Source organism: Bradyrhizobium sp. UFLA05-153, assembly GCF_054185185.1.
Map to the genome: position 1 here is coordinate 1 of NZ_JBBIAM010000106.1, position 24,333 is coordinate 24,333.

19 protein-coding genes are annotated in these 24,333 nt (G+C 63.1%); 7 read left to right on the forward strand and 12 right to left on the reverse strand.

What is annotated here, in order from left to right; all coding sequences use genetic code 11:
- Positions 1 to 430: 430 nt before the first annotated feature.
- From Q2941_RS39290 to Q2941_RS39315, 6 genes are all read right to left on the reverse strand, one after another.
- Positions 431 to 655 carry an alpha/beta fold hydrolase gene (locus Q2941_RS39290; RefSeq protein ID WP_027528114.1) on the reverse strand — a complete coding sequence of 75 codons (225 nt, stop codon included), beginning with the start codon at positions 653 to 655 and terminating at the stop codon, positions 431 to 433.
- 149 nt (positions 656 to 804) lie between these two features.
- Positions 805 to 1,104 carry an alpha/beta fold hydrolase gene (locus tag Q2941_RS39295; protein ID WP_458195841.1) on the reverse strand — a complete coding sequence of 100 codons (300 nt, stop codon included), beginning with the start codon at positions 1,102 to 1,104 and terminating at the stop codon, positions 805 to 807.
- Positions 1,105 to 1,109: 5 nt separating this feature from the next.
- Positions 1,110 to 2,963: a sigma-54-dependent Fis family transcriptional regulator gene (locus tag Q2941_RS39300; protein WP_254110532.1), complete on the reverse strand. Its 1,854-nt coding sequence runs from the start codon at positions 2,961 to 2,963 to the stop codon at positions 1,110 to 1,112.
- A 94-nt stretch (positions 2,964 to 3,057) separates the two neighbouring features.
- Positions 3,058 to 6,363 (reverse strand): carboxyl transferase domain-containing protein, encoded by a 3,306-nt coding sequence (locus tag Q2941_RS39305; RefSeq protein ID WP_458195842.1) that lies wholly within the window; start codon positions 6,361 to 6,363, stop codon positions 3,058 to 3,060.
- A gap of 336 nt (positions 6,364 to 6,699) precedes the next feature.
- Complete coding sequence (locus Q2941_RS39310) at positions 6,700 to 8,379, reverse strand: methyl-accepting chemotaxis protein (RefSeq protein ID WP_458195843.1); 1,680 nt, start codon at positions 8,377 to 8,379, stop codon at positions 6,700 to 6,702.
- A 98-nt stretch (positions 8,380 to 8,477) separates the two neighbouring features.
- Complete coding sequence (locus Q2941_RS39315) at positions 8,478 to 9,500, reverse strand: AraC family transcriptional regulator (protein ID WP_458195844.1); 1,023 nt, start codon at positions 9,498 to 9,500, stop codon at positions 8,478 to 8,480.
- A gap of 253 nt (positions 9,501 to 9,753) precedes the next feature.
- On the opposite strand from Q2941_RS39315, the gene Q2941_RS39320 reads away from it, so the two are divergent.
- On the forward strand, positions 9,754 to 11,829 hold the full coding sequence (locus Q2941_RS39320) for a glycogen debranching protein (RefSeq protein ID WP_458195845.1): 2,076 nt from the start codon (positions 9,754 to 9,756) through the stop codon (positions 11,827 to 11,829).
- Here the strand turns inward: Q2941_RS39320 and Q2941_RS39325 are convergent.
- The 3 genes from Q2941_RS39325 to Q2941_RS39335 all read right to left on the reverse strand — a co-directional run bounded on the left by Q2941_RS39325 (position 11,826) and on the right by Q2941_RS39335 (position 14,377).
- Positions 11,826 to 12,068 (reverse strand): GCG_CRPN prefix-to-repeats domain-containing protein, encoded by a 243-nt coding sequence (locus Q2941_RS39325; protein ID WP_458195846.1) that lies wholly within the window; start codon positions 12,066 to 12,068, stop codon positions 11,826 to 11,828. The two genes, Q2941_RS39320 and Q2941_RS39325, sit on opposite strands and share 4 nt — an antisense overlap.
- 97 nt (positions 12,069 to 12,165) lie before the next feature.
- Positions 12,166 to 13,035 carry an urea carboxylase-associated family protein gene (locus Q2941_RS39330; RefSeq protein WP_458195847.1) on the reverse strand — a complete coding sequence of 290 codons (870 nt, stop codon included), beginning with the start codon at positions 13,033 to 13,035 and terminating at the stop codon, positions 12,166 to 12,168.
- 73 nt (positions 13,036 to 13,108) lie between these two features.
- A complete protein-coding gene (locus Q2941_RS39335; protein ID WP_458195848.1) occupies positions 13,109 to 14,377 on the reverse strand; it encodes a serine hydrolase domain-containing protein in 1,269 nt (422 codons plus the stop codon).
- Between the two features lie 117 nt (positions 14,378 to 14,494).
- Here Q2941_RS39335 and Q2941_RS39340 point away from each other — a divergent pair, with 117 nt between their 5' ends.
- From Q2941_RS39340 to Q2941_RS39350, 3 genes are all read left to right on the forward strand, one after another.
- Positions 14,495 to 15,439, forward strand: a complete 945-nt coding sequence (locus tag Q2941_RS39340; protein WP_458195849.1) for an AEC family transporter — start codon at positions 14,495 to 14,497, stop codon at positions 15,437 to 15,439.
- Positions 15,440 to 15,460: 21 nt separating this feature from the next.
- Positions 15,461 to 15,856: a GFA family protein gene (locus tag Q2941_RS39345; RefSeq protein WP_458195850.1), complete on the forward strand. Its 396-nt coding sequence runs from the start codon at positions 15,461 to 15,463 to the stop codon at positions 15,854 to 15,856.
- Positions 15,857 to 16,194: 338 nt separating this feature from the next.
- A complete protein-coding gene (locus Q2941_RS39350) occupies positions 16,195 to 17,229 on the forward strand; it encodes a hypothetical protein (protein ID WP_458195851.1) in 1,035 nt (344 codons plus the stop codon).
- Between the two features lie 91 nt (positions 17,230 to 17,320).
- Here the strand turns inward: Q2941_RS39350 and Q2941_RS39355 are convergent, their stop codons facing one another.
- Together Q2941_RS39355 and Q2941_RS39360 are read right to left on the reverse strand one after the other, a co-directional pair.
- Positions 17,321 to 17,854 carry a 2'-5' RNA ligase family protein gene (locus tag Q2941_RS39355; RefSeq protein WP_458195852.1) on the reverse strand — a complete coding sequence of 178 codons (534 nt, stop codon included), beginning with the start codon at positions 17,852 to 17,854 and terminating at the stop codon, positions 17,321 to 17,323.
- A 100-nt stretch (positions 17,855 to 17,954) separates the two neighbouring features.
- Positions 17,955 to 18,536: a sigma-70 family RNA polymerase sigma factor gene (locus tag Q2941_RS39360; protein WP_458195865.1), complete on the reverse strand. Its 582-nt coding sequence runs from the start codon at positions 18,534 to 18,536 to the stop codon at positions 17,955 to 17,957.
- Between the two features lie 709 nt (positions 18,537 to 19,245).
- Between Q2941_RS39360 and Q2941_RS39365 the strand changes: the two genes are divergently transcribed.
- Both Q2941_RS39365 and Q2941_RS39370 read left to right on the forward strand, forming a co-directional pair.
- Positions 19,246 to 20,538 carry a tyrosine-type recombinase/integrase gene (locus tag Q2941_RS39365; protein WP_458195853.1) on the forward strand — a complete coding sequence of 431 codons (1,293 nt, stop codon included), beginning with the start codon at positions 19,246 to 19,248 and terminating at the stop codon, positions 20,536 to 20,538.
- 722 nt (positions 20,539 to 21,260) lie between these two features.
- Positions 21,261 to 21,713: a universal stress protein gene (locus Q2941_RS39370; protein WP_458195854.1), complete on the forward strand. Its 453-nt coding sequence runs from the start codon at positions 21,261 to 21,263 to the stop codon at positions 21,711 to 21,713.
- A 257-nt stretch (positions 21,714 to 21,970) separates the two neighbouring features.
- Here Q2941_RS39370 and Q2941_RS39375 read toward each other — a convergent pair whose 3' ends face one another.
- A complete protein-coding gene (locus Q2941_RS39375) occupies positions 21,971 to 22,753 on the reverse strand; it encodes a sugar-binding transcriptional regulator (RefSeq protein WP_458195855.1) in 783 nt (260 codons plus the stop codon).
- A gap of 530 nt (positions 22,754 to 23,283) precedes the next feature.
- On the opposite strand from Q2941_RS39375, the gene Q2941_RS39380 reads away from it, so the two are divergent.
- Complete coding sequence (locus tag Q2941_RS39380; RefSeq protein WP_458195856.1) at positions 23,284 to 24,165, forward strand: nitrilase family protein; 882 nt, start codon at positions 23,284 to 23,286, stop codon at positions 24,163 to 24,165.
- Positions 24,166 to 24,333 lie beyond the last annotated feature (168 nt).

Genomic DNA, 24,333 nt, shown 5'->3' on the forward strand with positions numbered 1-24,333 from the left:
CTCCCTTAAGTGGTGCTCAACACGTCCACTTTGGCACATCGATGCCGTCGGGCGGGGCGTCCACCCCATCATAAATCGAGATGGGGCGTGTCCGCCATGCCCCCATAGCAATTAAACTGCGTCGCGCCGCCAAGTACGGATAGTACCCGCCGGGGCAAACATAGTTGCGTACGCGTCGTAGCCGCAGCCGCCGCGGTAGTAGGCCCGCAGCCCCGCCGACCGCAGCCGCACCCACTGCCGCCGCACCGCCCCCGTAGCGGTAGCCGCGACACGCCCCTGCATACGCAGCCCGATAGCCTAGGGCCCGCCGCGCACGGCGACAGCGCCGCCCCGGTATCCGGGAGCCGCGACCGCGCCCCCGCGGTAGCCTCCTGCTCGCACGGCACCGCCGTGGAAACCTCCGGCGCTGCCGTGCGGATCGGTCGCTAAACTAGCGCATCGTCTCGACCGTCGCGACGTGCTCACGGATGAGCCTCGCGACATCCAGCGTATGGGTCGCGATCATGAAATGACTGGCGCCGGGAACGGTCACCAGCGACGATCTGGAGACTGCGTCAGTCAGCACCTCGGCGACACGCTGAACGGCTGGATGACCGCACTCGCCTCGCACGAAGAGGCTTGGCGCAGCGATGCCTGCATAGGCGGCAAGCGGCACATCGAAAACTCCATGCCGACGACCAGTCGAGAACGTTCGTCGGCGTGGTGGCAACAATGTAGTCCCGGGTCCGGGCTGGGAGGGCGTCAAAGCTGCCGTAACCGCCGTAGAAGTCGATGATGCTCCGCGCAGCCAGCAGCTTTCCGTCGTCACAGGCGCGGACATAAGCGTCGGTCATCGCGCGCACTTGCTCGTACAGCGCGAGATCGCCGGAGTGGCGAAGCAGATTGAACGGGGGTCGCCTCGATCAAGGTCAGGCTCGTGATTTTGGTCCGGTCACGAAGCGCAGTCGCCAAGCACACCGTGGCACCCCACGAATGCCCAACGAGGTGGACAGCGCTGTTGGTGCGCTGGATGACGGCCTCGACGATGTCGATCTCCCGTTCGATAGAAATGTCGTCCGGGGTGCGGCGCTCTTCGGTGTCGCCATAACCGAGCAGCCCCGTCATTTGCGCTACTGCGCCGTGTCGATCTTCAACTGCTTGATCTTGCGATAGAGCGTGGCGCGACTGAGGCGGAGCGCTTTTGCCGCCTCCGTGACGCGGCCGCCGTGCTTGCGTAGCGCCTCCCTGATGGTCGCGCGTTCGGCCGCTGCAAGGTCCGGCTCGCTGGCGCGGCCGCCGAACGGCGGCAGATCGAGATCGGTATCGCTGATGACGCCATGCTCGGCGGTGCAGCCGGCGAGCCGTAGCACATGGCGGAGCTGACGCATGTTGCCGGGGAATGGATAGGCTGAGAGCGCCGACCAGGCTGCGGCCGAGAGCCTGCAACCCGGTGCCTCCTCGGCCGCGATGTCCCTGATCACATCCGCCCTGTCGGCGCGCTCGCGCAAGGGCGGCAGCCGCATCTCCATGCCGCGCAGGCGGAAGTAGAGATCGGCGCGGAAGCTGCCCTCCTCCGCCATGCGGCCGAGATCGCGATGGGTGGCGCTGATCAGGCGGATGTCGACGGCTGTCGGCTTGAGCGCGCCGAGCGGCCAGACCTCGCGGTTCTCCAGGACGCGCAACAGCCGGGTCTGGAGCGCGATCGGCATGTCGCCGATCTCGTCCAGGAACAGCGTGCCGCCGTCGGCCTGTACGATCAACCCCTTCGAGCCGTCGCGCCGAGCACCGGTGAAGGCGCCGGCCTCATAGCCGAACAGCTCGGCATCGATCAGGCTTTCCGGCATCGCCGCGCAGTTGAGCGCGACGTAATTGCTGCGCGCGCGGCTGCTTGCGGCATGAATGGCGCGCGCGAAGGCATCCTTGCCGACGCCGGTCTCGCCATGCAGCAGGATCGGCAAATTGTGGTCGCCGATGCTTTTCAGCCGCTTCACACCTTTGACCAGTGCGGGATCGCTACCGGCAAGCTTGTCGAGACCATCGAACCGGCCTGCGCGATTCTCACGACGCGTAACCGGCTGACGGCCGGGTGGTCGTGCACGCAGCGGCGGCGCCACATGAGCGCGTCCGAGCGGGCTGCCGTCTGCACGGCGCACGGCGCCCGTCTCTTCCGCCGCGTCGAACTTGACGTAGCGCGACAGGTCGATGCCCGATGCGATGAGGCCGTCTGTCAGTCCAAGCATCGCGCGCGCCGCCCGGCAGGCGCCGACAATGCGGCGGTCGTCGTCATAGGCGATCAGGCCGCTGCCGCCGTCGCCGGGCACGGTCGCAATCCAGGCATTGTGGAAATGGTTGCGGAAGATCGCGCCCTCGATCCGGCGCGTCGCCTCCATGGTAACCGCTAGCGCAAGCTGATGCGCGGCGCGCGAAAGATCCTCGCGGCAGGAGGTAATATTGACCGCACCGGCGATGCGCCCCCTCTGGTCGAACAGCGGCGCCACCGCGCAAGAGAACATGCTCCACTGCTCGCGAAAATGCTCGTCGCGATGCACAAGGATCGGCTTTTTCTCGGCTAGCGCGGTGCCGAGCCCATTGGTGCCCTCGCAAGCCTCGGCGAAATTCGAGCCGGTGTAGATCTTCCATTCAAGGAACATTTTGGCATCGGCTTCGCCCGGCAGGCGGCTGAACAGCATGGTGGCGTTGGCGTCGGCGAGATTGACGCAATAGCCGGCCTCGCGCAGCACCCGCGCGAGATCATCGAGCTCGGGCGTCGCGAGCCGGATCGTCTCCTCCAGGGGTTCGGCGACATGCCGGATCTCGGTCTCGGTGAGCGTCTGCGGCGGGCCCTGGCGTGCCGGATCGAGCTTGTGGTTGATCAGGCAGCGCCTCCAGGAGTTTGCGATCCGCGACTCCGCATCGACGTCGGTCGCGTGAGTGGCGACGGACAGCACACGGGCGACATGGTTCGAGGCCGACAGGCTGGCCATCGCAGACGTCTCCACCCTGTATTATTGTGCAAAGTCTGGCAGTCCGGGCGGGGATGTCAATCGGGAACCGACGCGCTGACGTTGCTGCGCCTGCTCACCACGCGTCGATGCAGGGGCGCTTCTTGGTCGTGCGCTCGGGCGGCTTCGGCACGGAGCGCAGGCCCGCCATGATCCAGCGCCGCGTCTCGGCGGGATCGATGACGTTGTCGATCTCGAACACCGAGGCGATCGAGACCGCCTTGCCGTTGGCGTAGAGCTCGGCGACCTTGTTGCGATAGTAGGTTTCGCGCTCGACCGGATCGGCGATCGCCTCCATTTCCTTGCGGAAGCCGAGCCGCACATAGCCTTCGAGCCCCATGCCGCCGAATTCGCCGGTCGGCCAGGCCGCGGTGAAGAACGAGGCGTGGAAACCACCGCCGATCATCGACTGTGCGCCGAGGCCATAACCCTTGCGCAGCACGATGCCGAACAGCGGCACGGTGAGGCTCGCGCCGGTGACGAATATCCGGGACACGTGGCGCACGATCGCCGTCTTCTCCGCTTCAGGACCGACCATGAAACCGGGCGTGTCGCAGAGCGAGACGATCGGGATGTCGAAGGCATCGCAAAGCTGCAGGAAGCGCGCCGCCTTGTCGCCGGCATCCGCATCGATCGCACCGCCGAGATGGCGAGGGTTGTTGGCGATCAGGCCGAACGGCTTGCCTTCAATGCGGATGAGGGCCGTGATCATGCCGACGCCATAGTCGCGGCGGAGCTCGAGAACGGAGCCGGTGTCTGCGATCAGATCGATCACGGTGCGGATGTCGTAGACGCGCAGGCGGTTCTCGGGAATCGCCCGTCGCAGGAGGCGCTGATCGGCGGCTTGCCACTCGCTCACCGCGCCCTGGAAATAGGACAGGTATTTCTGCGCAACCCTCGTCGCCTCCACCTCGTCCTCGACGAGGATGTCGATGACGCCGTTCGGGGACTGGAACGAGACCGGACCGACCTCGGCGGGATGATAGACGCCAAGCCCGCCGCCTTCGATCATGGCCGGACCGCCCATGCCGATCGAGGCGTTCCTGGTGGCGATGATGACGTCGCAGCAGCCGAGCATCGCCGCATTGCCCGCAAAGCAATAGCCGGAGACGACGCCGACCACCGGCACGAGGCCGGAAAGCTTCGCGAATTGCAGGAACGACGGGCCGTCGAGACCGGTCATGCCGAGACGATCGGTGTCGCCGGGCCGGCCGCCGCCGCCTTCGGCGTAAAACACCAGCGGCATGCGCCATTGCTCGGCCAATGTCAGGATGCGGTCGATCTTCTTGTGGTTCATGTGGCCCTGCGTGCCCGCAAGCACGGTGTAGTCGTAGGCGACCACCATGCAGCGCGCGCCGTCGGATCCGAACTTGTCCGCATTCACCGTGGCGACGCCGGTGATGAGACCGTCTGCCGGCGTGTTCTTGATGAGGTCGTCAAGCTTGCGGCGGCGGCGCTGCGCGGCGATGGCGAGGCTGCCATATTCCATGAAGGAGCCGTCGTCGACGAGCTGTGCAACGTTTTCGCGCGCCGTGCGCTGATTGGTGTTGCGGCGGCGCTCGACGGACGCCGGGCGATTTTCGTCGCGCGTGTTGGCTTGGCGCGAAAACATCTCGGCGAGATCGGGACGGATGTGATCGAGATCGATCTCGGCCTCCTTGGCCGCGCTGTCGGCTGCGACGTCGAGCGGTTCGAGATAGAGGATCGGCTCGCCATGCAGCAGCGTGACGCCGTCACCGGCCGCGAGTTTTGTCACCCGGCCGCCCTGCTCGGCCATCACCAGGTGCTCCATCTTCATGGATTCGATTACCGCAAGCTGCTGGCCGGGACGCACGATCTCGCCCTCTTTGACCTGGATCGTGACCACGGTGCCCTGCAAGGGCGCCGCGACCATCACCGTTCCCTCCGGCACCTCCTGCGCGGCATGGGCTTGCGCCGCGTGATCGCCGGACCTGTCAGTCGGGGCAAAGAACAGCGGCCGCGCTGCGCCGTCGGCGGCCTCCACGAGCTTGGCGACGTTGCGATCGATGAAGTCGGTCGCGATGCGATTGGTCTTGAAGTCGGGATGGGCGAGCACCGCCTGGAGAAAGGGGATATTGGTAGCGACCCCGTCGATCCGGAACTCACGCAAGCTCCGCGAGGCCTTCGCGACCACGTCGTGCCAGGCCTCGCCCGGCGTATGGACGACGACCTTGGCAAGCAGCGAGTCGAAGGCGGCGCTGGTCTTGTAGCCGGCATAGCCGAAGCTATCGACGCGCACGCCGGGTCCCGACGGCGGCTCGAACACGGCGAGCACGCCGCCGGTCGGGTGCGTGGCGCCAGTCTCGTCCAACGTCTCCATGTTGACGCGGAGCTGCATGGCATAGCCGCGCGGCTTCGGAATCGAAGCCTGGTCGAGACCGAGCGAAGCGAGCGAGGCGCCGGAGGCGACCGCGAGCTGGGCGCGGACGAGATCGACGCCCAGCACCTCCTCCGTCACGGTGTGCTCGACCTGAAGCCGCGGATTGGCCTCGATGAAGGCAAAGCTGTCTTCAGTGGCGTCATCGACCAGGAACTCGAAGGTGCCGAGATTGTCGTAGGCCGCGTGCGTGGCGAGCTGCCTCGCCGCCTCGATGATGCGGCCGCGCAAGCCGTCGCTGAGCGAGGGGCTGGGCGCCACCTCGACCAGCTTCTGGTGCCGGCGCTGGACGGTGCATTCGCGCTCCCAGAGATGGCTGATCGCGCCATGATGGTCGCCGATGATCTGCACCTCGATGTGGCGCGCCTTTCGGATCAGGCGCTCGGCATAGACGCCGCCAAAGCCGAAAGCGGCCTTCGCTTCGGACTGGCAGCGCGCATAGGCTTCCGCAAGATCGGTCGCCTTCTCCACGATGCGCATGCCGCGGCCGCCGCCACCGGCCATCGCCTTGATCACGATCGCGGCGGACTTGCCGAGCGAGTCGAAAAACGCCTGGATCTCGCCAAGCGCGGACGGACCGCTGGTGCCGGCGATGATCGGCACGCCGCAACGCTTGGCCAGCTGACGCGCCGCGACCTTGTCGCCGAACAGCTCGAGCGCGGTCACCTTCGGCCCGACGAAGGCAATGCCTTCGGCCGCACAGGCCTTGGCGAAGTCCGCATTCTCGCTGAGGAAGCCATAGCCGGGATGCACAGCGTCGCAGCCTGCTTCCTTCGCCGTCTTCACCACGCTTTCGATGTCGAGATAGGCTCGCGCACCGCGGCCGGGAATTTCGATCGCCTCGTCGGCGCCGCGGACATGCAGTGACAGCGCATCGTCTGCGGAAAAAATAGCTACCGTCGCAATGCCGGCATCGGCAGCGGCCCGCGCGATGCGGATGGCGATCTCGCCGCGATTGGCGATCAGGAGCTTTCGGAACGACATTGAGCGGGCCTCCATGCTCCCTGTATTTGCAGCGAGCATCGGGGGACGTCAACGACAAGCGAGGGCGGAGTCAAGGGTGGCCCGGCTTGCGGCACGCAATGTTGCCGCGACGCGGAATAAATCGCTCTATCCTAACCTCTGCGCACACATCTCACACCGTCATCCTGAGGTGCGAGCGCGTCCGCGCTGCGCCGGGAGCCTCGAAGGATGAACGGCCCATTTGTCTCAGGCACTACGACTTCCTTGCGTCGTGAGCCGGGCCGTCGCCCTTCGAGGGCCGTGCTACGCACGGCCACCTCAGGGTGACGGACCGCGGGGCCACGAAAGTGGTGGCGATTACGCCGCCCTTACGCCGGCGACGAAGGTCGTCACCTCGTGCTGCAGCGCCTGCAGCTTCTGCGTCAGCCGGCCGCTCGATTGCAGCACCTGACCTGCGGCATGACCGGTCTCGGAGGTTGCCTCCGTGACCCCGGAGATGTTTTGCGAGACCTGGTTGGTGCCGGAGGCGGCGTCCTGCACGCTGCGCGCGATGGCTTGCGTCGCAGCGCCCTGCTGTTCCACGGCGGCCGCGATCGAAGAGGAGATCTCGTTGACCTCCATGATGGTGCTGCGGATGCTCTGGATGTTGCCGACCACCTGATCGGTCTCGGCCTGGATCGCCGATATCTGCGCACCGATCTCGTCGGTTGCCTTCGCGGTCTGGCTCGCCAGCGACTTCACCTCGCTCGCAACGACGGCAAAGCCCTTGCCGGCTTCGCCGGCGCGCGCCGCCTCGATGGTGGCGTTGAGCGCGAGCAGGTTCGTCTGCGAGGCGATCTGGTTGATGAGGTCGATGACCTCGCCGATCTTGTGGGCCGCCTGAGCCAACCCCTGCACGGTGTCGTTGGTGCGCTGGCCGTCGGCCGCCGCCTTGTCGGCGACTTGGGCAGCTTGCGCGACACGCTGGCTGATCTCGGTGATTGACGACGATAGCTCGGCGGCGGCGGAAGCCACCGTCTGCACGTTGCTCGAAGCCTGCAGGCAGGCATCGGCGACGATGCTCGCGCGCCCGCTCGCCTTGTCGGCGGTTTCCGACATGCCTTGCGCGGCATGCTGCATCCGTTGCGCTTCATTGAAGACGTCACGGACCACGGCCTGGACGCTGGCCTCGAACTTGCCGGCAAGATCGACCATCACCTTGCGCTTTTCGGCGTCCGACTTCTGCTTCAACTCCTGCTGCTCGGCATGCATCTGGTGCACGGCCGCCGCATTGTCCTTGAACACGGCGAGCGCCTTGGCCAATCCGCCGACTTCACCATGGCGGCTCGTATAGGGCACGTCGAACGCGCTGTCGCCGGACGCAAGCCGCTCCGTGAGCGCGGTGATGGCCGCAAGCGGCTTGGTGACGCTGCGGCCGATCAGGAAGGAGGCGACGAGTACCAGTGCGAAGACGGCAAGACATACCCATGCGAACGTCATCGCGGTCTGGCGGAACACAGCGTCGACGTCGTCGAGATAGATTCCGGTGCCGATGATCCAGCCCCACGGCGCAAAGCCCTTCACATAGGAGATTTTCGCCACCGGCTGCTCGAAGCCGGGTTTGGGCCAGAGATAGCTGTAGAAGCCCGCGCCCTGCCCCTTCACGACGTTGACGAAGCCCATGAACAGCGCGTTACCCGCGGGATCCTTCATGCCGGAGAGATCCTTGCCGTCGAGCTCCGGCTTGATCGGATGCATGACCATCTTCGGGGTCATGTCGTTGATCCAGAAATACTCGACCTTGTCGTAACGCAGGCTCTTGATTTCGGCCATCGCCGCGTCTTGCGCCTGCTCGCGCGTCAGCTTCCCCTCGCTCTCGAGCTTCTGGTAGTGCGTCAGAATGCCATAGCCGACGTCAACCATCTGCTGGGTCTTGGCCTGGCGGTCGGCAACCATCTGCGCACGCATGGTGTAGAGCGCGATCGGCGCCAGCACGATCATGCCGAGGAGGCCGATGGCGACAATCAGGACAAGCTTGAAACTGATGCGGGAAAACATTTTGGTGCTCGCGTGAATTGGCAGAATGCTGAAATGCCAATTTATCCCGAACCGCTTAGCAAAGATTTAAGCATTCGGATTCGATCGCCCTGCCCTCACTAGGTCGCCGGCACCCCGTGCAACAGGCGGTTGCGATACTCACCCGGTGAGGCCTTGAACCAGCGCCGACAGGCCCGGAAAAAGCTGCTCTGGTCGGCGAAGCCGAGCAGATAAGCCGCCTGCCCGAGCGACAGATGCAGCCGGCCGAGATACTGGTCCGCCAGTTCCCGCCGCGTATCGTCCAGAAGCTGCACGAACGAGGTCGCTTCCTCTTCCAGCCGTCGCTGCAGGGTGCGCTCGCTCATGCAGAGCTCGACGGCGACTTCGTCCCGCCGCGGTTCACCGTCGGGAAGCCGCCGCACGATCGCCTCGCGCACCCGAAAACTCGTCAGTGCGTGATCGAAGTGGCGCAGATATTCGCCGGCATAACGCTCGTGCAGCTCGCCGAGTTGCGGATTGAAAGTCGGCAGTGCCAGGTCCATGTCGCTGCGCGCGAACATCACGCTGTTGCGCTCGGCGTTGAACGTAACCGGGCAGCGAAAGGCAGCGTGATAGGGCGAGATATCTGCGGGCGGGGGATAGGTGAGCGCGATCGCGCGCGGATTGACGTCATTGCGTGCGACCCAGCGGCAGAAGCCGATCACGGTGACGAAGATGAACTCGATGCGCTGACGCGGGATCGGCCGGCTGCCGCCGAACAGCACGAAATCGATGCGACAGCAATCACCGTCCTCAGTCATGCTCATGGTCAGCGCGTCGCTGAGGATGAGCAGATAGCGGTTCAGCCGCTCGAAGGCGCCGCGCAGATCGGCGCATGACATCATGGTGTAGCCGACCACGTCGAACGCCGCCGGCCGCGCCATCTGATACTGCGCAAGCGAGAGTGCCGGATTTTTCGACCGCTCGACCGCAAGCTCCCAGAGGTGGCTGATCTTCTCGGTGGAGAGCCGCGCGCTCGCTCCTTCCAGCTCCTGCGGATCGATGCCGGCGGCCGCAAACAGGCTCGCGACGTCCAGCCCTTCGGCGGCGAGCATCTCAGCGATGCTCCGCACCCAGACCGCGGCCGTCGTCCGCTTCGACATCCCCAACGCTCCTCCAGCGCTTGTTGCTTGATTGGCGCCGCAACTGCCGACACGCAGCGGCCGCCTTGCTCCGAATATGACACGAAACGGCTCGCCGTGCCACCGAGGCAACGCTTCGCGCGATCGAACCTGACGCGAGCAGCACTCTGTTATCCCTCGGTCTCGACATTGTCATCCCGGTGGGCTGTTATTTCCGCACGACGCCATCTTGATGTGAGCATGGAGCCCGCCGTCCGGGGCATTGGAGATCGTCATGGCGGATCTGGAAGGCAGCGAGGGCTTACCCTGGCCGCTCGGCTGTTCCCGCAACGAGGTGGACCAGAGCTGCAACTTCGCGCTCTATTCCAAGCACGCGACCGCGGTCACGCTCCTGCTCTATCGTCACGGCGAGTTCGCGACACCGCTTCGCGTTTTGCCTTTTACATTTCCTGTCAACAAGAGCGGCCGCGTCTGGCATATGCGCCTGCCGTCAGAAATGATCGCGGACGCCAAATACTACGCATATCAGGTCGATGGTCCCTTCGATCCCGCAAGCGGACAACGCTTCGATCGCGACAAGATCCTGCTCGATCCCTATGCCAAGGGCGTGTTCTTCCCGCCCGCCTTCAGCCGCGATGCGGCGATGGAAGCCGGATCGAACGCGGGCAAGGCGCCGCTCGGACTGCTCGCTGATGGCGCGACGGCCCCGCCCCCAGACCGGCCGCCGGCGCCACGCCACGACCACCAGCTGATCATCTACGAAATGCATGTGCGCGGCTTCACGCGCCGGGCCAATTCGAAAGTGCCGGAAGATCAGCGCGGCACTTTTGCCGGTATCGTCGCAAAAATTCCGTATCTGAAGGACCTCGGCGTCACCGCTGTCGAGCTGATGCCCGTGCACCAGTTCGAGCCGGGGACGACCAACTACTGGGGCTACATGACGCTCAACTTCTTCTCGCCGCACGCGCCCTACAGCGTGGCCGGCACGCCTGAGGGTGCGCTCGGTGAATTCCGCCTGATGGTCGATGAGCTGCACAAGGCCGGCATCGAGGTGCTGCTCGACGTCGTTTACAATCACACCGCGGAGGTGGGCAATGGCGGTCCGACCTACTCGTTCCGCGGCATCGACAACTCGACTTACTACGCGCTGTCACCGACAGACTTCTCCAGCTACGTCAATTTCAGCGGATGCGGCAACGACCTGCGCACGGCGCATCCGGCGCCGCGGCTGATGGTCGTCGACAGCCTCAGATATTGGGCGACGTCGATCGGCGTCGACGGCTTCCGCTTCGATCTTGCCTCGATCTTCGCCCGCAATGAGGACGGCTCGCTCAATTCCGACGATCCGCCGATCGTCGTGGAAATCTCTGGCGACCATGATCTCGCCGATATCAGACTGATCGCAGAGCCCTGGGACGCTGGCGGCGGCTACCAGATGGGCCGCGCCTTTCCGGGCCGCTCCTGGTGCCAGTGGAACGATCATTTCCGCAGCACCGTCCGCGGCTTCGTCAAGGGCGATGGCGGCCTGGTCGCCGATCTCATGACCCGCCTCTACGGCAGTACGGACCTGTTTCCAGACACGCTGACTGACGCCGACCGGCGCACGCAGAGCATCAACTTCGTCGATTGCCACGACGGGCTCAATCTCTGCGATCTCGTCAGCTACACCAACGACGACCAGCGCAGCTGGGGCTGCGGCTACGAGGGCACGAATAACGTGCCTCCCGATGTGGCCGCGCTGAGGAAGCAGCAGGTCAAGAATTTCTGCTGCCTGCTGATGCTGTCGAACGGCGTGCCGATGTTCGTTGCGGGTGACGAGTTCATGCACAGCCAGAACGGCAATCCAAACGTCTACGACCAGGACAACGAGATTACCTGGCTCGACTGGGACCTCGCTGAAACCAACGCCGACGTGCTGCGCTTCTTCCGCATGATGATCGGCTTCCGGAAGGTCCATTCGGTGATCGCAAGGAGCACCGGATGGGGCGCCGACTGCTCCTGGCACGGCACCGACGGCGATCCTGATCTCGGCAGCGGCTCGCGGTCGCTTGCGCTGCACTTAAGCGGCGCATCGACAGGCGGCGCCGACATTTTTGCGATGTTCAATGCTTATTGGGAAGCACTGAGCTTCGAACTCCCGACGTCGTCGATCTGGAAGCGCGTGGTGGATACGGCGCTGGAGAGTCCGAACGATATCGTCGAGGAGGCCGCCGCGCAGCCATACATCTCCAACGCGTACAGCGTCGGCCCGCGATCGGTCGCGGTCCTCATTTCGAGCAAAGCGGCTTGGCCAAACGCGATCACACCAAGCCAAAGGCTTGCCCGACGGTCGTTCCAGGCGCAATGCTAATAGCTGGCGAAGCAGGCGCGTTTGCGCGGACTCCAGGTGTAGCCGGATGGACAGGGCGGCCGGGGCTGCGCCCCCGCGGGGCACTCGTTCCAGACGCGTGCGCCGGTCCCCCATCCATCGACGACGCAGGCCCCGGAGATGGTGGCGTGGCAGCCGGGGCCGCATCCGTCCCAGGCGGTGGCAAGACCAATTCCGGCAACGGTTGCGGTGAGCAAAGCGGCGACGAAAAGCGCTCTCATGATATCCGCCCCTTCTGATTGTCTCCGGCCTCCGGCCGTCGGCAGGAGCAGCGGGAACCCGGAATGACGCACAGATTGCGGCTTTGGTTCCCGGCGGTCAAGCGTTACCGCGGGCGCCGTGGCTGCGGTGATAGGCACTCGGCGACGGCCAATTCCAGGTGCCCAGTGTCGTCCGGTCCGGCTCGAAGATTTCGATCTTGAGCGGATAGCAGGCCGCGTCGTCGCTGGAATGCGTCGTGCTGCAATCGCCGCCCGGGCAGGCCGACAACGCGGCGAGCAAATCGATCTCCGCGAAGAGCTCGATGAAGTCGCCGGGACGGACGGGGCTGGCCTTCATGAAGTACTGGTGGGTATCCCCGGTGAAGCCGGTGCACATGAAGACATTGAGCACGTCGTGGACGTGATGTTCGACCGCACGCACGTCGGTCTTCAATTCAGCAGCCAGCGCACGCGACAGGTTGGAGTGGCAGCAGAAATCATAGGACGTGCCGCCCAGCAGCAGGTTCGTATAGGGATCGCAGCGTGTACCGATGACGTCGTGGATGCCGGCGCCATCGGCGTCGAAGCCGTACCAGCCGAGCGTATCATGGCTGATGGTCGCCATCGGCCGCAGCTGCGGCATGGTGCTCCAGAGCCGGTCGCCGGTGCCGACATGCGTTGCGTGAAGCGCACGTGTCTTGCCGCTGAAGAAGCGCTCGGAGAGATCGTGAGCGTTCCAGAGATTGAGATCGCCGACCTGCGGGCCCTCGATGCTGACGATGCGGAAAAACTGGCCGCGCGAGACGCGAAACGCGCGGGCATCGCGCGGCGGCACCACGAACTCCTGTGTCTTGACCATCGTCTCCCGTGCAGATTCCAGCATGGCCATGTCCGGCTTCTGCATCGCGCCGGCGGGATAGACGACGGTCGGCTTGGCGGCCCGGCGTGAGGCTGCGTCGGCAGGCGCAGGTGGGATTCTGGGAGACATGATTAACCTCAAGGTGAGCGCAGAGCGCGATCGCACTTGCAGATCATGCCTCAAGCTCCTGCGCCGTAAAAGATCAGGACTGTCGCAAAGCGCGGTAAACCCCATGTTCGAACTGGCGATAGGCGTCGAGCGCTTCGCCGTCCGCGAAGGGCAGGATCTGCATCATGATGACGCCCGCGAGGCGCTTCGATGGGTCGATCCAGTAATAGGTGTTGAACAGGCCGGCCCAGGTCAGGCTGCCGGCGCTGCGGCCATCCGGGACGGGATCGAGGTTGATCATATTGCCGAGCCCCCATCGCAGATGGGTGCCCGGGAAGAAGTTGACGTCGTTCGAAAGCGCGGGATTGGTTGTCTTCAGGATGCCGGCCTCGAGATTGCCGATCTGGTTTTCGGACATCAACGCAACCGTCGCAGGCTGTAGGATGCGCGCCCCGCGCAGGCTTCCGCCGTTGAGCAGCGCCTGGAGCAAGGCCAGGTAATCGGACGCGGTGGAATAGATGCCGCCTCCACCCAGAAACGCCTTGCTGCCACCCGGCTTTTCCAGCGGCTGCACCAGAAGCTTGCCCCGAGCATCCCGCACGAACAGGCTGGCCTCTCGCGCGCGCTGCTTGTCATCGAGTGCGACGACGGTATCGTTCATGCCGAGCGGACCCGTGATGTGGTCGTGGAAATAGCGCTCGAGCGGCTCGCCGCTCGCGATCTCCACCATCCGGCCGACGCGGTCGAGACTGCCGCCATAGGCCCATCTTGCACCGGGTTCGAACATCAGCGGCATGCGCGGCAGGTTTCGCTTGCCGCGCGCGACCTTGAGATAGCGGGCGACCTTCGGATCCCAGAGCAGATAGCTGAAGCCGGAAGTGTGCGACAACAGATGGCGCAGTGTCAGCGGCCTCTCGGGAGAATGCAGCAGCGGGGCACCCTTCGCATCGAAACCGGCGAGCACCTGAACTCCAGCCAGCGCCGGATCGATGTTGGCGGCCGGCTCGTCCAGATGCAGCCTGCCCTGCTCCACGAGCTGCAGCGCCGCGACCGACGTCAGCAATTTGACCATCGAGGCGATGCGGAAGATCGTATCAGTCGACATGCGCGAGGCCGCATCGCCGTTGCGCAGGCCGAAGGCGCCCACATAGAGCACCGACTGCTCGTTCGCGGCCATCGCCACCACGCCGGGAATCTTTTGCGCGCTGACGGTGGTTGATAATGCGCCGTCGATCTCGCGGCTGCGTAGCGGCGCCAACGACGATGCCGCCCGGCCGGGCACGGGAACGGCAGCGGCCATGCTCGCGGCCGCAAGCCCCACGGTTTGCAGGAGCGCATCACGCCGGCTGAGCGGACCCCACATGAGGTTTCCTGGAAGCTGATCCGGAATCTGATCTAGTATAGCCCAGACAACCCCGGGTCGCATGCCCCGAGGTGACATCACGGGGCTGATCAGGGCATCAGCCGAGGGGGAACCAGGATGCAAGTCGCCGGCCTCGTCCTTCCCGTCTTTGCCATCATCGTCACCGGCTGGCTCGCCGGTTGGCTCGGCTACATCTCGCGGTCGCTGGCCGACGGCCTCGTGCATTTCGCCTATAACGTGGCGATGCCGGCGCTGCTGGTCGTCACCATCGCGCAGGAGCCGGCGAGCAATCTCCTGGAATGGCGCTTCCTGTTCGCCTTCGGCGGCGGATCGATGCTGTGCTTCGCGCTGGTCTTTCTGGTTGTTCGCATGGCGTTCGGCCGCGACCTCGCCTCCAGCACGATGCAGGGCATGACCGCAGCGATGACCAATACCGGCTTCGTGGCGCTGCCGGTCCTGCATTCGATCTACGGACAGCCAGCCGTGCTGCCCGCCGCCATCGCAACCGTGTTCGTCGCGGCGGTGATGTTCCCGGTGACCGTCATCCTCCTGGAGAGCAGCGGCCGCGGCGCGCCGGGCGCGGCATCCCCCTCCACGCTGGTGAAGCAGATCCTGCTTAATCCGATGGTGCTCTCGACCCTGATCGGTCTTGCCTGGGCGATCACAAGCCTGCCGATTCCTGCTCCGCTCAAGGCCTATCTGAACATTTTTGCGGCCGCGCTCACGCCATGCGCCCTCTTCGCCATCGGTCTCGGCCTCTCGATCGAAGGCGTGCGCGCGAACCTCAATGCGTCGCTCGTGCTCGCGGCCGTCAAGCTCGTGCTCATGCCGCTGCTGGTGTACGGACTGTGCGTGGCCTCAGGCCTCAATCCCTTCTACACGATCACCGCCGTCATCTGCGCCGCCGTGCCGACGGCGAAGACGGCGTACATCCTGGCCGGCGCCTACAAGGTCGAGCATTCGCTGGTCGCATCCACGGTCTCGATCACGACGCTGCTGTCGGTTGTGACGCTGCTGGGCTGGCTCTATGCGCTGCAGGGCCTCGCGGCCAAAGCGGGCTAGGATGGGAATGAGGAGTCGAGAATGGCCACGTTCAAGGGAAGCTGCCTCTGTGGTGAAGTCGCCTTCGAGGTCGACAGCCCATTCGATCGTTTCCTGAACTGCCACTGCTCGCGCTGCCGGAAGGCAACCGGGTCAGCGCATTCCTGCGAGGTGATCGTCAAGGCCTCCGCACTGCGATGGCTGCGCGGAGAAGCATCCGTCGCGCGCTACGACCTGCCGACGGCGCGGAGCTTTGCGACCGCCTTCTGCAAGATCTGCGGCAGCCCCATGCCGCACCTCACCCGCAGCGGACGCGAAGCGATCATCCACGCCGGCGCATTCGACGAGCCGCTTGGTGTGACGCCGGACCGGCATGTGCAGTGGGCGTCACGGGCGGAGTGGTATGTGCACGGGGAGGGTTTGGCGGTGGAGGAGTAGTTCGTTGGCGCGCGCCACTGATCGCGCTGGAGTTGCATATCGACAGAGAACGAGGTACAGGGACGCACCGCAACTTCATTGCAGGAGGCGACCATGCTGACGATTGCACGCTTCCCGGGTTCGATGCGCGATATTTAGCGCGCGCTCCGGGATTTTAGTCCCGGGTGAGATCTCAAAACGCTGAACTCGTCGAATCTGCCTGCGGACGCCTTGCGTCCGCGCTCGCGGAAACCATTTCCATGACCTCGTCTCTTGTCCTGGTCCCACGCCGGGGGGCCGGGCGTTCGAACATGCTCGAACGTCAACTCCGGAGATATCATTCCCGCTTTCAGGGAGCGGTGCGCGCTCTGGCCATGTGCCACCCGCGCATTGCGGACCTCGGCGCGAGCTTTCCTGCGCTGCTGTTTGCGCTGGCCGTCCCGCGCGCCGGGCTCGATCCCGCGCACGCGCTCGCGCGCGTGATCGATGGCGCCGCGCTGACGGACATAGCGGCGGCGGCTGGCGTGCCGATGTGGTTGCGCAAGCTGCCTCCGGAGGTGTTCGTGCGTCCGATCGTGAGGCTGCTGCCTAACGGTGAACTGTTTCGCCGGCAGATTGCGAACCACATTCCGCGCTCACCGAGGCTCGCGCCGACGTGGCTGCAGGCCGTTATTGACGTTGCTGAATGCGCGCACGAGGCGGCGGCCGTGTGGATCGCGCGCGAATGCATCCGCGAGCCGCGGCGCATCAAGCCCGCACGCTTGCGACTCATCAGTCTCTGGTCGTGGTTTTCCGTCCAGCCCACAACCTTCGGACACGAGCTCATCGATCGGCCGTGGACGCCGAACATGCACATTGGTTCAGCGCTTGCGGCCGCCGACGAATGGCGGACGAAAATCGCGCTGCATGCGAGCCTTGGTCCTCAGCCGATCAGCGACATGTGGCTCGAGGCGAGTCATGTGGCCGGGTACGATTTCGTTCCGTTGAACTCGACCGCCTCGATCACCGAAGAGGCGGTCGCCATGAAGAATTGCCTTCGCACCTACGGCTACAACCTCGCTCACAATGGCTCACGGCTCTGGAGCGTGAGGCGAAACGGCGAGCGCGTCGCGACGTTGCGGGTCGCCTGCCGCTATCGCGATCCGCTCCCCAACATCGTCGAGCTCAAGGGCGCCGGTAACAGAGATGTATCACGCGATCTGTGGTGGGCCGCGCGCCAGTGGCTGCACACGCATGACTTGTCGAAGATCGACATGGCGCGACGCAAATGGGGTACGGTGCCGCTAGATCGCGACACCTGGCTGTCGCTTTGGCGGCCCTATTGGCTCGCCAAGCGTCGCATTCCAGAATGGCTGCCGGTCGCCCCCTCCCGCAGCGCGCTCGAAGCGCTGTGATCGAGCGCGTGCGTGCTGCAATACGAACAGGATTGAATCGCAGCGCAGAAACGGCAAAACGGGCATCGCTTCACTTCCGACCTCTCGCTAATCACGATCGCAATCTCTGCTCGGAGATGATCCGCACCGGTGGAAAGGCGACGCAGTCCGCCACATCGAACAGCACTTCGATTGCTCTGTCGAACGATCGTGCAAACTCAATGGCGTCATCGCGACATTTGTCGGCGACGCGCATGCCGAGCGTGCAGTGCGGGGTCCACGCGCCCGGTCGGTAGTGAGGATGGCAGTGTGCGGGATCAATGACGGCGCTGATCGAACCGTGCAACCGCATCAGGACGTCATTCGACGTTGGCTCCGCCCAGAGCATGAGGGGGCTGCCTTCGAACCAGCGAATGCGTCTGAACTCGATACGCAACGGCGCTTGACCGGCGACGGCTTTGAGCATCGCGTCCCATGCGATGTGTTCGTCGATCGCCGTCTCATCGTAAATCGCGAACGTAAAATGCGGCCGGTAGCCGAGCACGCGCATTGACGGGGCGACCTCGAACGCGCCGACCTGGTCCCACAGGCGTTCTATCTCGTCAGCTGAACTGTTATCGGCCCGGATGTTGATCGCCAGTGCCACAGCCTCACCCCGCGGGCGGAACAATCGATCGAAAGATAAGGGGAAAAGGCGCGATGCCCAAGAAAATGGCGCGCCATTCAAGAATAAACAAGCAATCCCCTCATCGCCAACCTCGTTCAACGCCGGCGGCCTTCAGCAACTCGGCCAGTTTTTTCCGCGCGTAGAACAAGCGCGTTTTCACGGTGTTCGCCGGAATCCCGACGGTTTCGGCCACCTCTTTCACGGCTTTCTCGTGGTAGTAGACGAGATCGACAATCTCCCGGTGCTCCGGCGAAAGCCCGCCCAGGCACTTGCGCAACGCTTCGCTGGTATCCTTCTTCGTCGCGGCCACTTCCGGATCGTCGGACGTGTCCTCGATCGCGTGAGCAGCCTCGTCTTCCAACGTAAGGTCCTTCCTGCGCCGCAGCGCCGAGAGGGCCTTGAAACGCGTAATCGCCAGCAGCCAGGTTGAGACAGCAGATCGGCCTTCAAACTTGCCAGCCTGACGCCAGACGTCGAGAAAGACCTCGCTGATGAGATCTTCCGCAACCTGTTCGTCGTGGACGAGCCGAAGCCCGAAACGGAATACCCTGACATGGTGCCGTCCGTACAGCACCTGCATGGCGCGCCGGTCGCCTTGCGCAATCCGCGCGATCAGGACTTCGTCCGAAGCCACCCGTGGTTCGCTTAAGGTCCGTCTCACAGGATTCGAGCCGACCAACGTCAGGCATTCACCGTCGGCGATGTCGAGCGACACATCCTTCAAGACTCCGTCTGACGGAACGCCTTGCCGATGTTCTCGACCGAAATCCGGGCCATGCCCCGCCTCCACGTTGCCGATCACTGGCATCGTCGGATCAGGCTAGCAGCAGCGAAGGCGCATGCGTGCGCGTCGTCGACCGCGGACGTGGCGATCCCAGGATGATGCGGGAGACAGAATGGGCTGGATTTCGCGCTCGTCCTGTCGGGATCATCTGCAATCCGTCACTCAATTCCGACAAGCACGACCGCGGCCTGTCTCATGTCTGTTTGGCGGAAGGCGAGCAGAAAGGACAGATCGAGTAACGAATTGTCGCGAAATCGGAAATGACAGGAAGTGAAAGTGGAAACGGCAGGAAAAAGCGCAGGCCCGTTCACCTACGGACCAGGTCTCTCGGGCTCATGGCACCGTGCACACATTTGGCCAGCCGAAATGGGCCGTTCCGCGTTCGCAGATGAGTACTGGGTGGCGCTCCCTAGGGGAATCGAACCCCTGTTTCAGCCTTGAGAGAATTGCATCTCGCACGTTGGCGAACGTTGGCGAACGCCAATAAACATAGTCTTTTCAATTGCTTAATCCGTTCACGTTCGGTACTATGCGCCACGGTTCTCGACCGCCTTTTGAAGAAAACTTGAAGAAATGGAGCACGTGGTTGGCACGCGCAGCGCGACACTCATCACTTGAAACTCGAACCGCTCGCGCGCGGCTGCCGGTTCGACGGACGCCGTATTTCGCGAAGATCGCAAAAGGGCTGAGGCTCGGTTACTACCGCGGAGCGGTCTCGGGATCGTGGGTCGCAAGCCTTTATCGCGGCACGGCAGGCTATGACACCAAGGCAATTGGCGCGGCCGACGACACGACTGATGCCGATGGCGTGACGGTCTTTGACTACTGGCAAGCCCAGGTCCAAGCCCGGAGCTGGGCCGAGCAGCAGCGCCTCGTGGCCGCCGGTGTCGTGCGCGTGGGACCTTACAAGGTTGCGGATGCCGTCAAGAATTATCTCGCCGAGATCGCCGCTGAGAAGAAGCCGACCGCCGTCCAGGGCGCCAAATACGTGTTTGACGCTTGGATCTTGCCGGATCTCGGTTCTCTCGAGGTCGACAAGCTGACCACGGAGCGGCTGGTTCGTTGGCGCAACAAGATCGCGACCGAACCAAAGCGAGTGCGGACAAAGCGAACCGCCACCGAACCGGCGAGGCGCGAAACCCCTGACGATGAGGATGCGCAACGCGCGCGAAAGGCAACTGCAAACCGCATCCTCACGATGTTAAAGGCGGCGCTGAACCGAGCCTTCTTCGCAGACCATGTTGCATCCGACGGCGCTTGGCGAAAGGTAAAACCGTTCAAGCGAGTCGATGAAGCCGTAGTCCGCTATCTCAATATCGCTGAAATCCGCCGGCTCGTGAGCGCCTGTCCGGAGGACTTTCGAAAGCTGATCGAAGCGGCCTTATACACGGGCTGTCGATACGCAGAGCTTACGCGCTTGAAGTACGAAGACTATAACAACGACAGTGGTACATTGTCCGTTCGTCTGAGCAAAGGGAAGAATCGACACGTTGTGTTGACGGAAGAAGGGAAAGCTGCCTTCCAGCAATGGACCAAGGACCTGCGGCACGGCGAGCGAATCTTCTTGAGAAGTGACGGCTTGGTCTGGGGAACCTCGCATCAGCAGCGGCCGCTCGATGAGGCAAGCCAGCGAGCGGCGATCTCGCCGCCAGTAAATTTTCATATCTTGCGGCACACTCACGCGTCATATCTTGCCATGGCTGGCGTGCCGATGGCTGTCATCGCGCGACAACTCGGTCATGCCGATACAAGGATGACGGAAAAACATTACGCTCATCTTGCCCCCAGTTACGTGGCGCAGACCATTCGGGAGAATTTTCCGGTTCTTGAACTTGGGAGCTCGAGGCAGGTGATCCCACTGCACAAGCGCAGCGCATAACTCAAACCTCGCGAGCACTAAGGATGGGGTCGCATCTCACCTGCGACCCCTGCGTCCCGAACGTAAATAGCAGACGAAAAGATCAACAAAAACAATGAAGTTTGCTCGCGATTGACCGCCTTTATCGCCGTTTGTTCACGGGGTTTCGGTGGTCAATCGGTGGTCAGCCTCCGACCTGCTCGCACTGGTGAAAAGCCGAAGCTCCCGCCGATTAAGAGGCGAATGCTTAGGATGGTAGTAAGCCTCCGAGGAGAGCCGCCTTGCGGCGGGCTGACCTGATGGTTGAGAACTGTACGTATGGACAGCCATACGATCAGTGCGCTGAATCGACTTGAAGTGGCGGAGACGGGCCGGCGACGGCGGCGTTATCGGTTCGCAGTAGAACTGACTCGGATTCGCATGATCTGACTCTTCTGAGGGGATTGGACGCTCTATCGCACGGGACGTGCCGGGGTCCGATTCGGCAAAGGGACGCAAGAGGCCGTAACGAGGACTCCCATCCGGCCGGCCGCGGAAAGCCCAGGTTGCCTACGGGCGAGTGCATTGGCGCGGCGCGCTGGCCCTGGCAGCACGAATGAGCCCACCCAGTCGACGAGCGTTCAAATGGACTCTCTCCCGCCAACCCCGCTAGCGCGCGATCTGGCACGACAAAGGGCCGCAGGAGCGGCCCGTCGACTCAACCATGATCATAACCGGGCCGCACGCCGTCCCAGCGCAGCTCCATGTTGAAGTTGAGTCCGCTGTTTGAATCGGGAAGACCAGTACTCATCGTTCCTTCTATACAGAAGGATCGCCTCAAGCTCGATCATGTCATGGTGTGCTGGGATGGCAGCCGGGCAGCCGCGCGAGCGGTCGCCGATGCCATGCCGTTTCTTACCCGCTCCGGCAAGGCGAGTATTGTTGTTGCGGACATTCAGAGCGCGAAGAGCACAGATCTTCCGGGAGCGGATATCGCGACCCATCTGACTCGTCACGGAGTGAACGTCACGATTGAGCGCATTCCCGTCAGCAAGATCGATGTTTCAAATGCAATCCTGTCATATGCGGCCGATACATCTCCCGATCTGATCGTCATGGGCGGGTACGGACATTCCCGGCTGCGCGAATTTATTCTTGGCGGAACGACACGTGGTATGCTTGCCTCGATGACCAAACCTACATTGATGTCGCACTGAGCGGATATTTTCAGCTAATCCGCGCATCTCACGCTGATGTTAGCTGGCTGCAACAAGCCCTCGATCGAGACAGTCAAAAAGTGGGAGCGCATGTCCACCTTACATCGGACGGGCGGCTGTCGCTTTTTTGGGCACAGACTTCTTGATCGACCAATTACTGCCGTCGTCTAGCTCGGCACGCCCGGCGACGGAGCAGTCGCGCGAGATAACGGATGCAAGCCGCCTGCTGATCGGCCGGGCAATCCAACTTGTAGAAATCAACCCGTCCGCGGAAGAGCAGTGGGACTTCTTTGCCGTCGATCGCGGCCCGGCGCGCAAACGCCAACGACTCCTGCCCTCTTCAAGGACTTCAATTCGGTCGCGGAAATGTACCCGCTCGTGATCAGCATGGACAGGATTGCCGGTCTAAGCGCGCCGATACCGACAATCGCCAAATCGAGTTCACCAAAATATTTAGACGTATCGCGGATATTGCTGTCCCGCATCAACAGTTCGCGCGTTCGCCTGTTATCGACGATCCCTGGCGCATGCAGCAGGATGGGTTGCGCATGAAGCTTCTGCGCAAGGCGACGCGTAACATCGTGGCAATCGAACTGCATCAACAGCCTTTTGTTGCCGCCGGTGATTTGCACAACCTTCGTGTTCGAGAGATCTAAAGGCTCAAGCGCATTGATCAGTTCGAACGTCGTGCTTCCCCATCCGACCCCAATCCTCCGATGCACGCTTAGCCTGTCTCTCAGAAACGGGACCGCCGCGCTACAGGTCATCTGCTTGACCTGGTCCGGTGAAATGTCGGGCGGCACATCCACGACCAGGGCCGCTTTGAGCTTGAATGTCTTTTCGAGTTCTTTCCGGAGCTCAACGTTTTCGCCAGTTTGCAAAATCTCGATATTGACCACGCCCGTGGCGATGGCGGCCTTAAGGAGTCGACCAACGCGGTGCCTCGAAATACCGAGACGATTTCCGATCTCGGCCTTGGTGAGGTGGCTGCGATAGTAGTGATGCGACATCCGCATCATCAGATCGTAAGGGGTCGCCATGGGCGTACCATCTGAGCAAATCACGCTCGGCTGGAAGCGCAGGTCAATACACGCACCAGGAAAGTGTCTGGGCATGCAAATGCGATCTGTTTCCTCTGGGTGCGTCTGCCCTTTAGGGCAACAACCACGCGGTTCCGCACTATCGCAAGGTCATGGGCGACACAAAATTCTCGCCTAAAGTAACGGGGAACAGAAGGAAGGTGTCTTTTTAGGACTCCTGAGGAGTTCATGGAGATCAATATCGGCCAGCGAAAAAGCACGGTCTCAAAATGGACTGGCCGATGCTATCACCCAGCCGGATGCGCGGCTTCCATTCCAGGTTAGCGCGCCATCAGCATGAACCCTTCGCAGATGCGAAAGCGGTCACCCTTTCGCGGAATGCCGGACCGGATGGAGAAAAGTCTTGCCGACGCCTTGCCTGTGCGAGCTTGACTCCCCTATGCGAACTCAATTGAATTGAGTTACCGTCGATTATCGCTGCGGCAGATGTGCCGCGTGCACCTCTGGTTGTTCGCCTCTGGGAATGGCCAATGAGTGACGCTTCGGGCGCGCAAAGCGAGCTCACGATTGCCTGCATTCAAATGGAGCCGATCGTGGGCGCCAAGCAGGTCAACGTCGCCAAAAGCTTGGAATGGATCGGACAGGCGGCGCTCAGCAACGCCCGCCTGATCGTTCTCCCGGAGCTCGCCAACTCCGGTTACGTTTTTCGCGATCGGGACGAAGCTTTCGCGCTCGCCGAGGAAGTGCCCACCGGCGAAACCACTGCCGCCTGGATCGACGCAGCCCGCCGCCACGACGTCTATATCGTCGCCGGCATCGCCGAACGGGCTGGGGCCGCGCTATACAATTCTGCAGTCATCCTCGGGCCGTCGGGCTACATCGGCACCTTCCGCAAGATGCATCTGTGGGCCGCAGAGAATTTGTTCTTCGAACCAGGTGATCTCGGCTTTCCAGTGTTCAAGACGCCGATCGGCCGCATCGGCGTCGCCATCTGTTATGATGGCTGGTTTCCCGAGACCTTTCGGTTGCAAGCGCTCCAGGGCGCTGACATCGTCTGCGTCCCTACCAACTGGGTGCCAATCCCCGGCCAAGAACCTGGCCGACCTGCGATGGCCAACATCCTGCACCAGGCGGCGGCCCACACAAACTCCATATTCATTGCGTGCGCCGACCGCGTCGGCACGGAACGCGAACAGCTTTTCGAAGGCCAGAGCGTCATCGTGAGCTGCACCGGCTGGTTCGTGGCGGGCCCCGCGAGCCGCGACCGCGAAGAAATCATCTACGGGCGCGTCGATCTGGCGGACGCCCGACGCAAGCGCAACTGGAATGAATTCAATCAAGTTCTGCGGGATCGCCGTACCGACGTCTATAACGAGATGCTCGGGTCGGAGATCAAGCGGGGCTGGTACTGAGCTGGTGCTGACCGCTCTTCAACGGACTGAGAATAGCAAACAGGGAACTCAACCATTCGCTCCAAGGGAAGCATGCATCTTTTGCCAATTCTCCGATCTCGTTCGGGATCGCGGTTTGCTCCCCATGGCGGCCCGAACGGGTGGCGGGAAGCGTTGCGTGCCGGGATG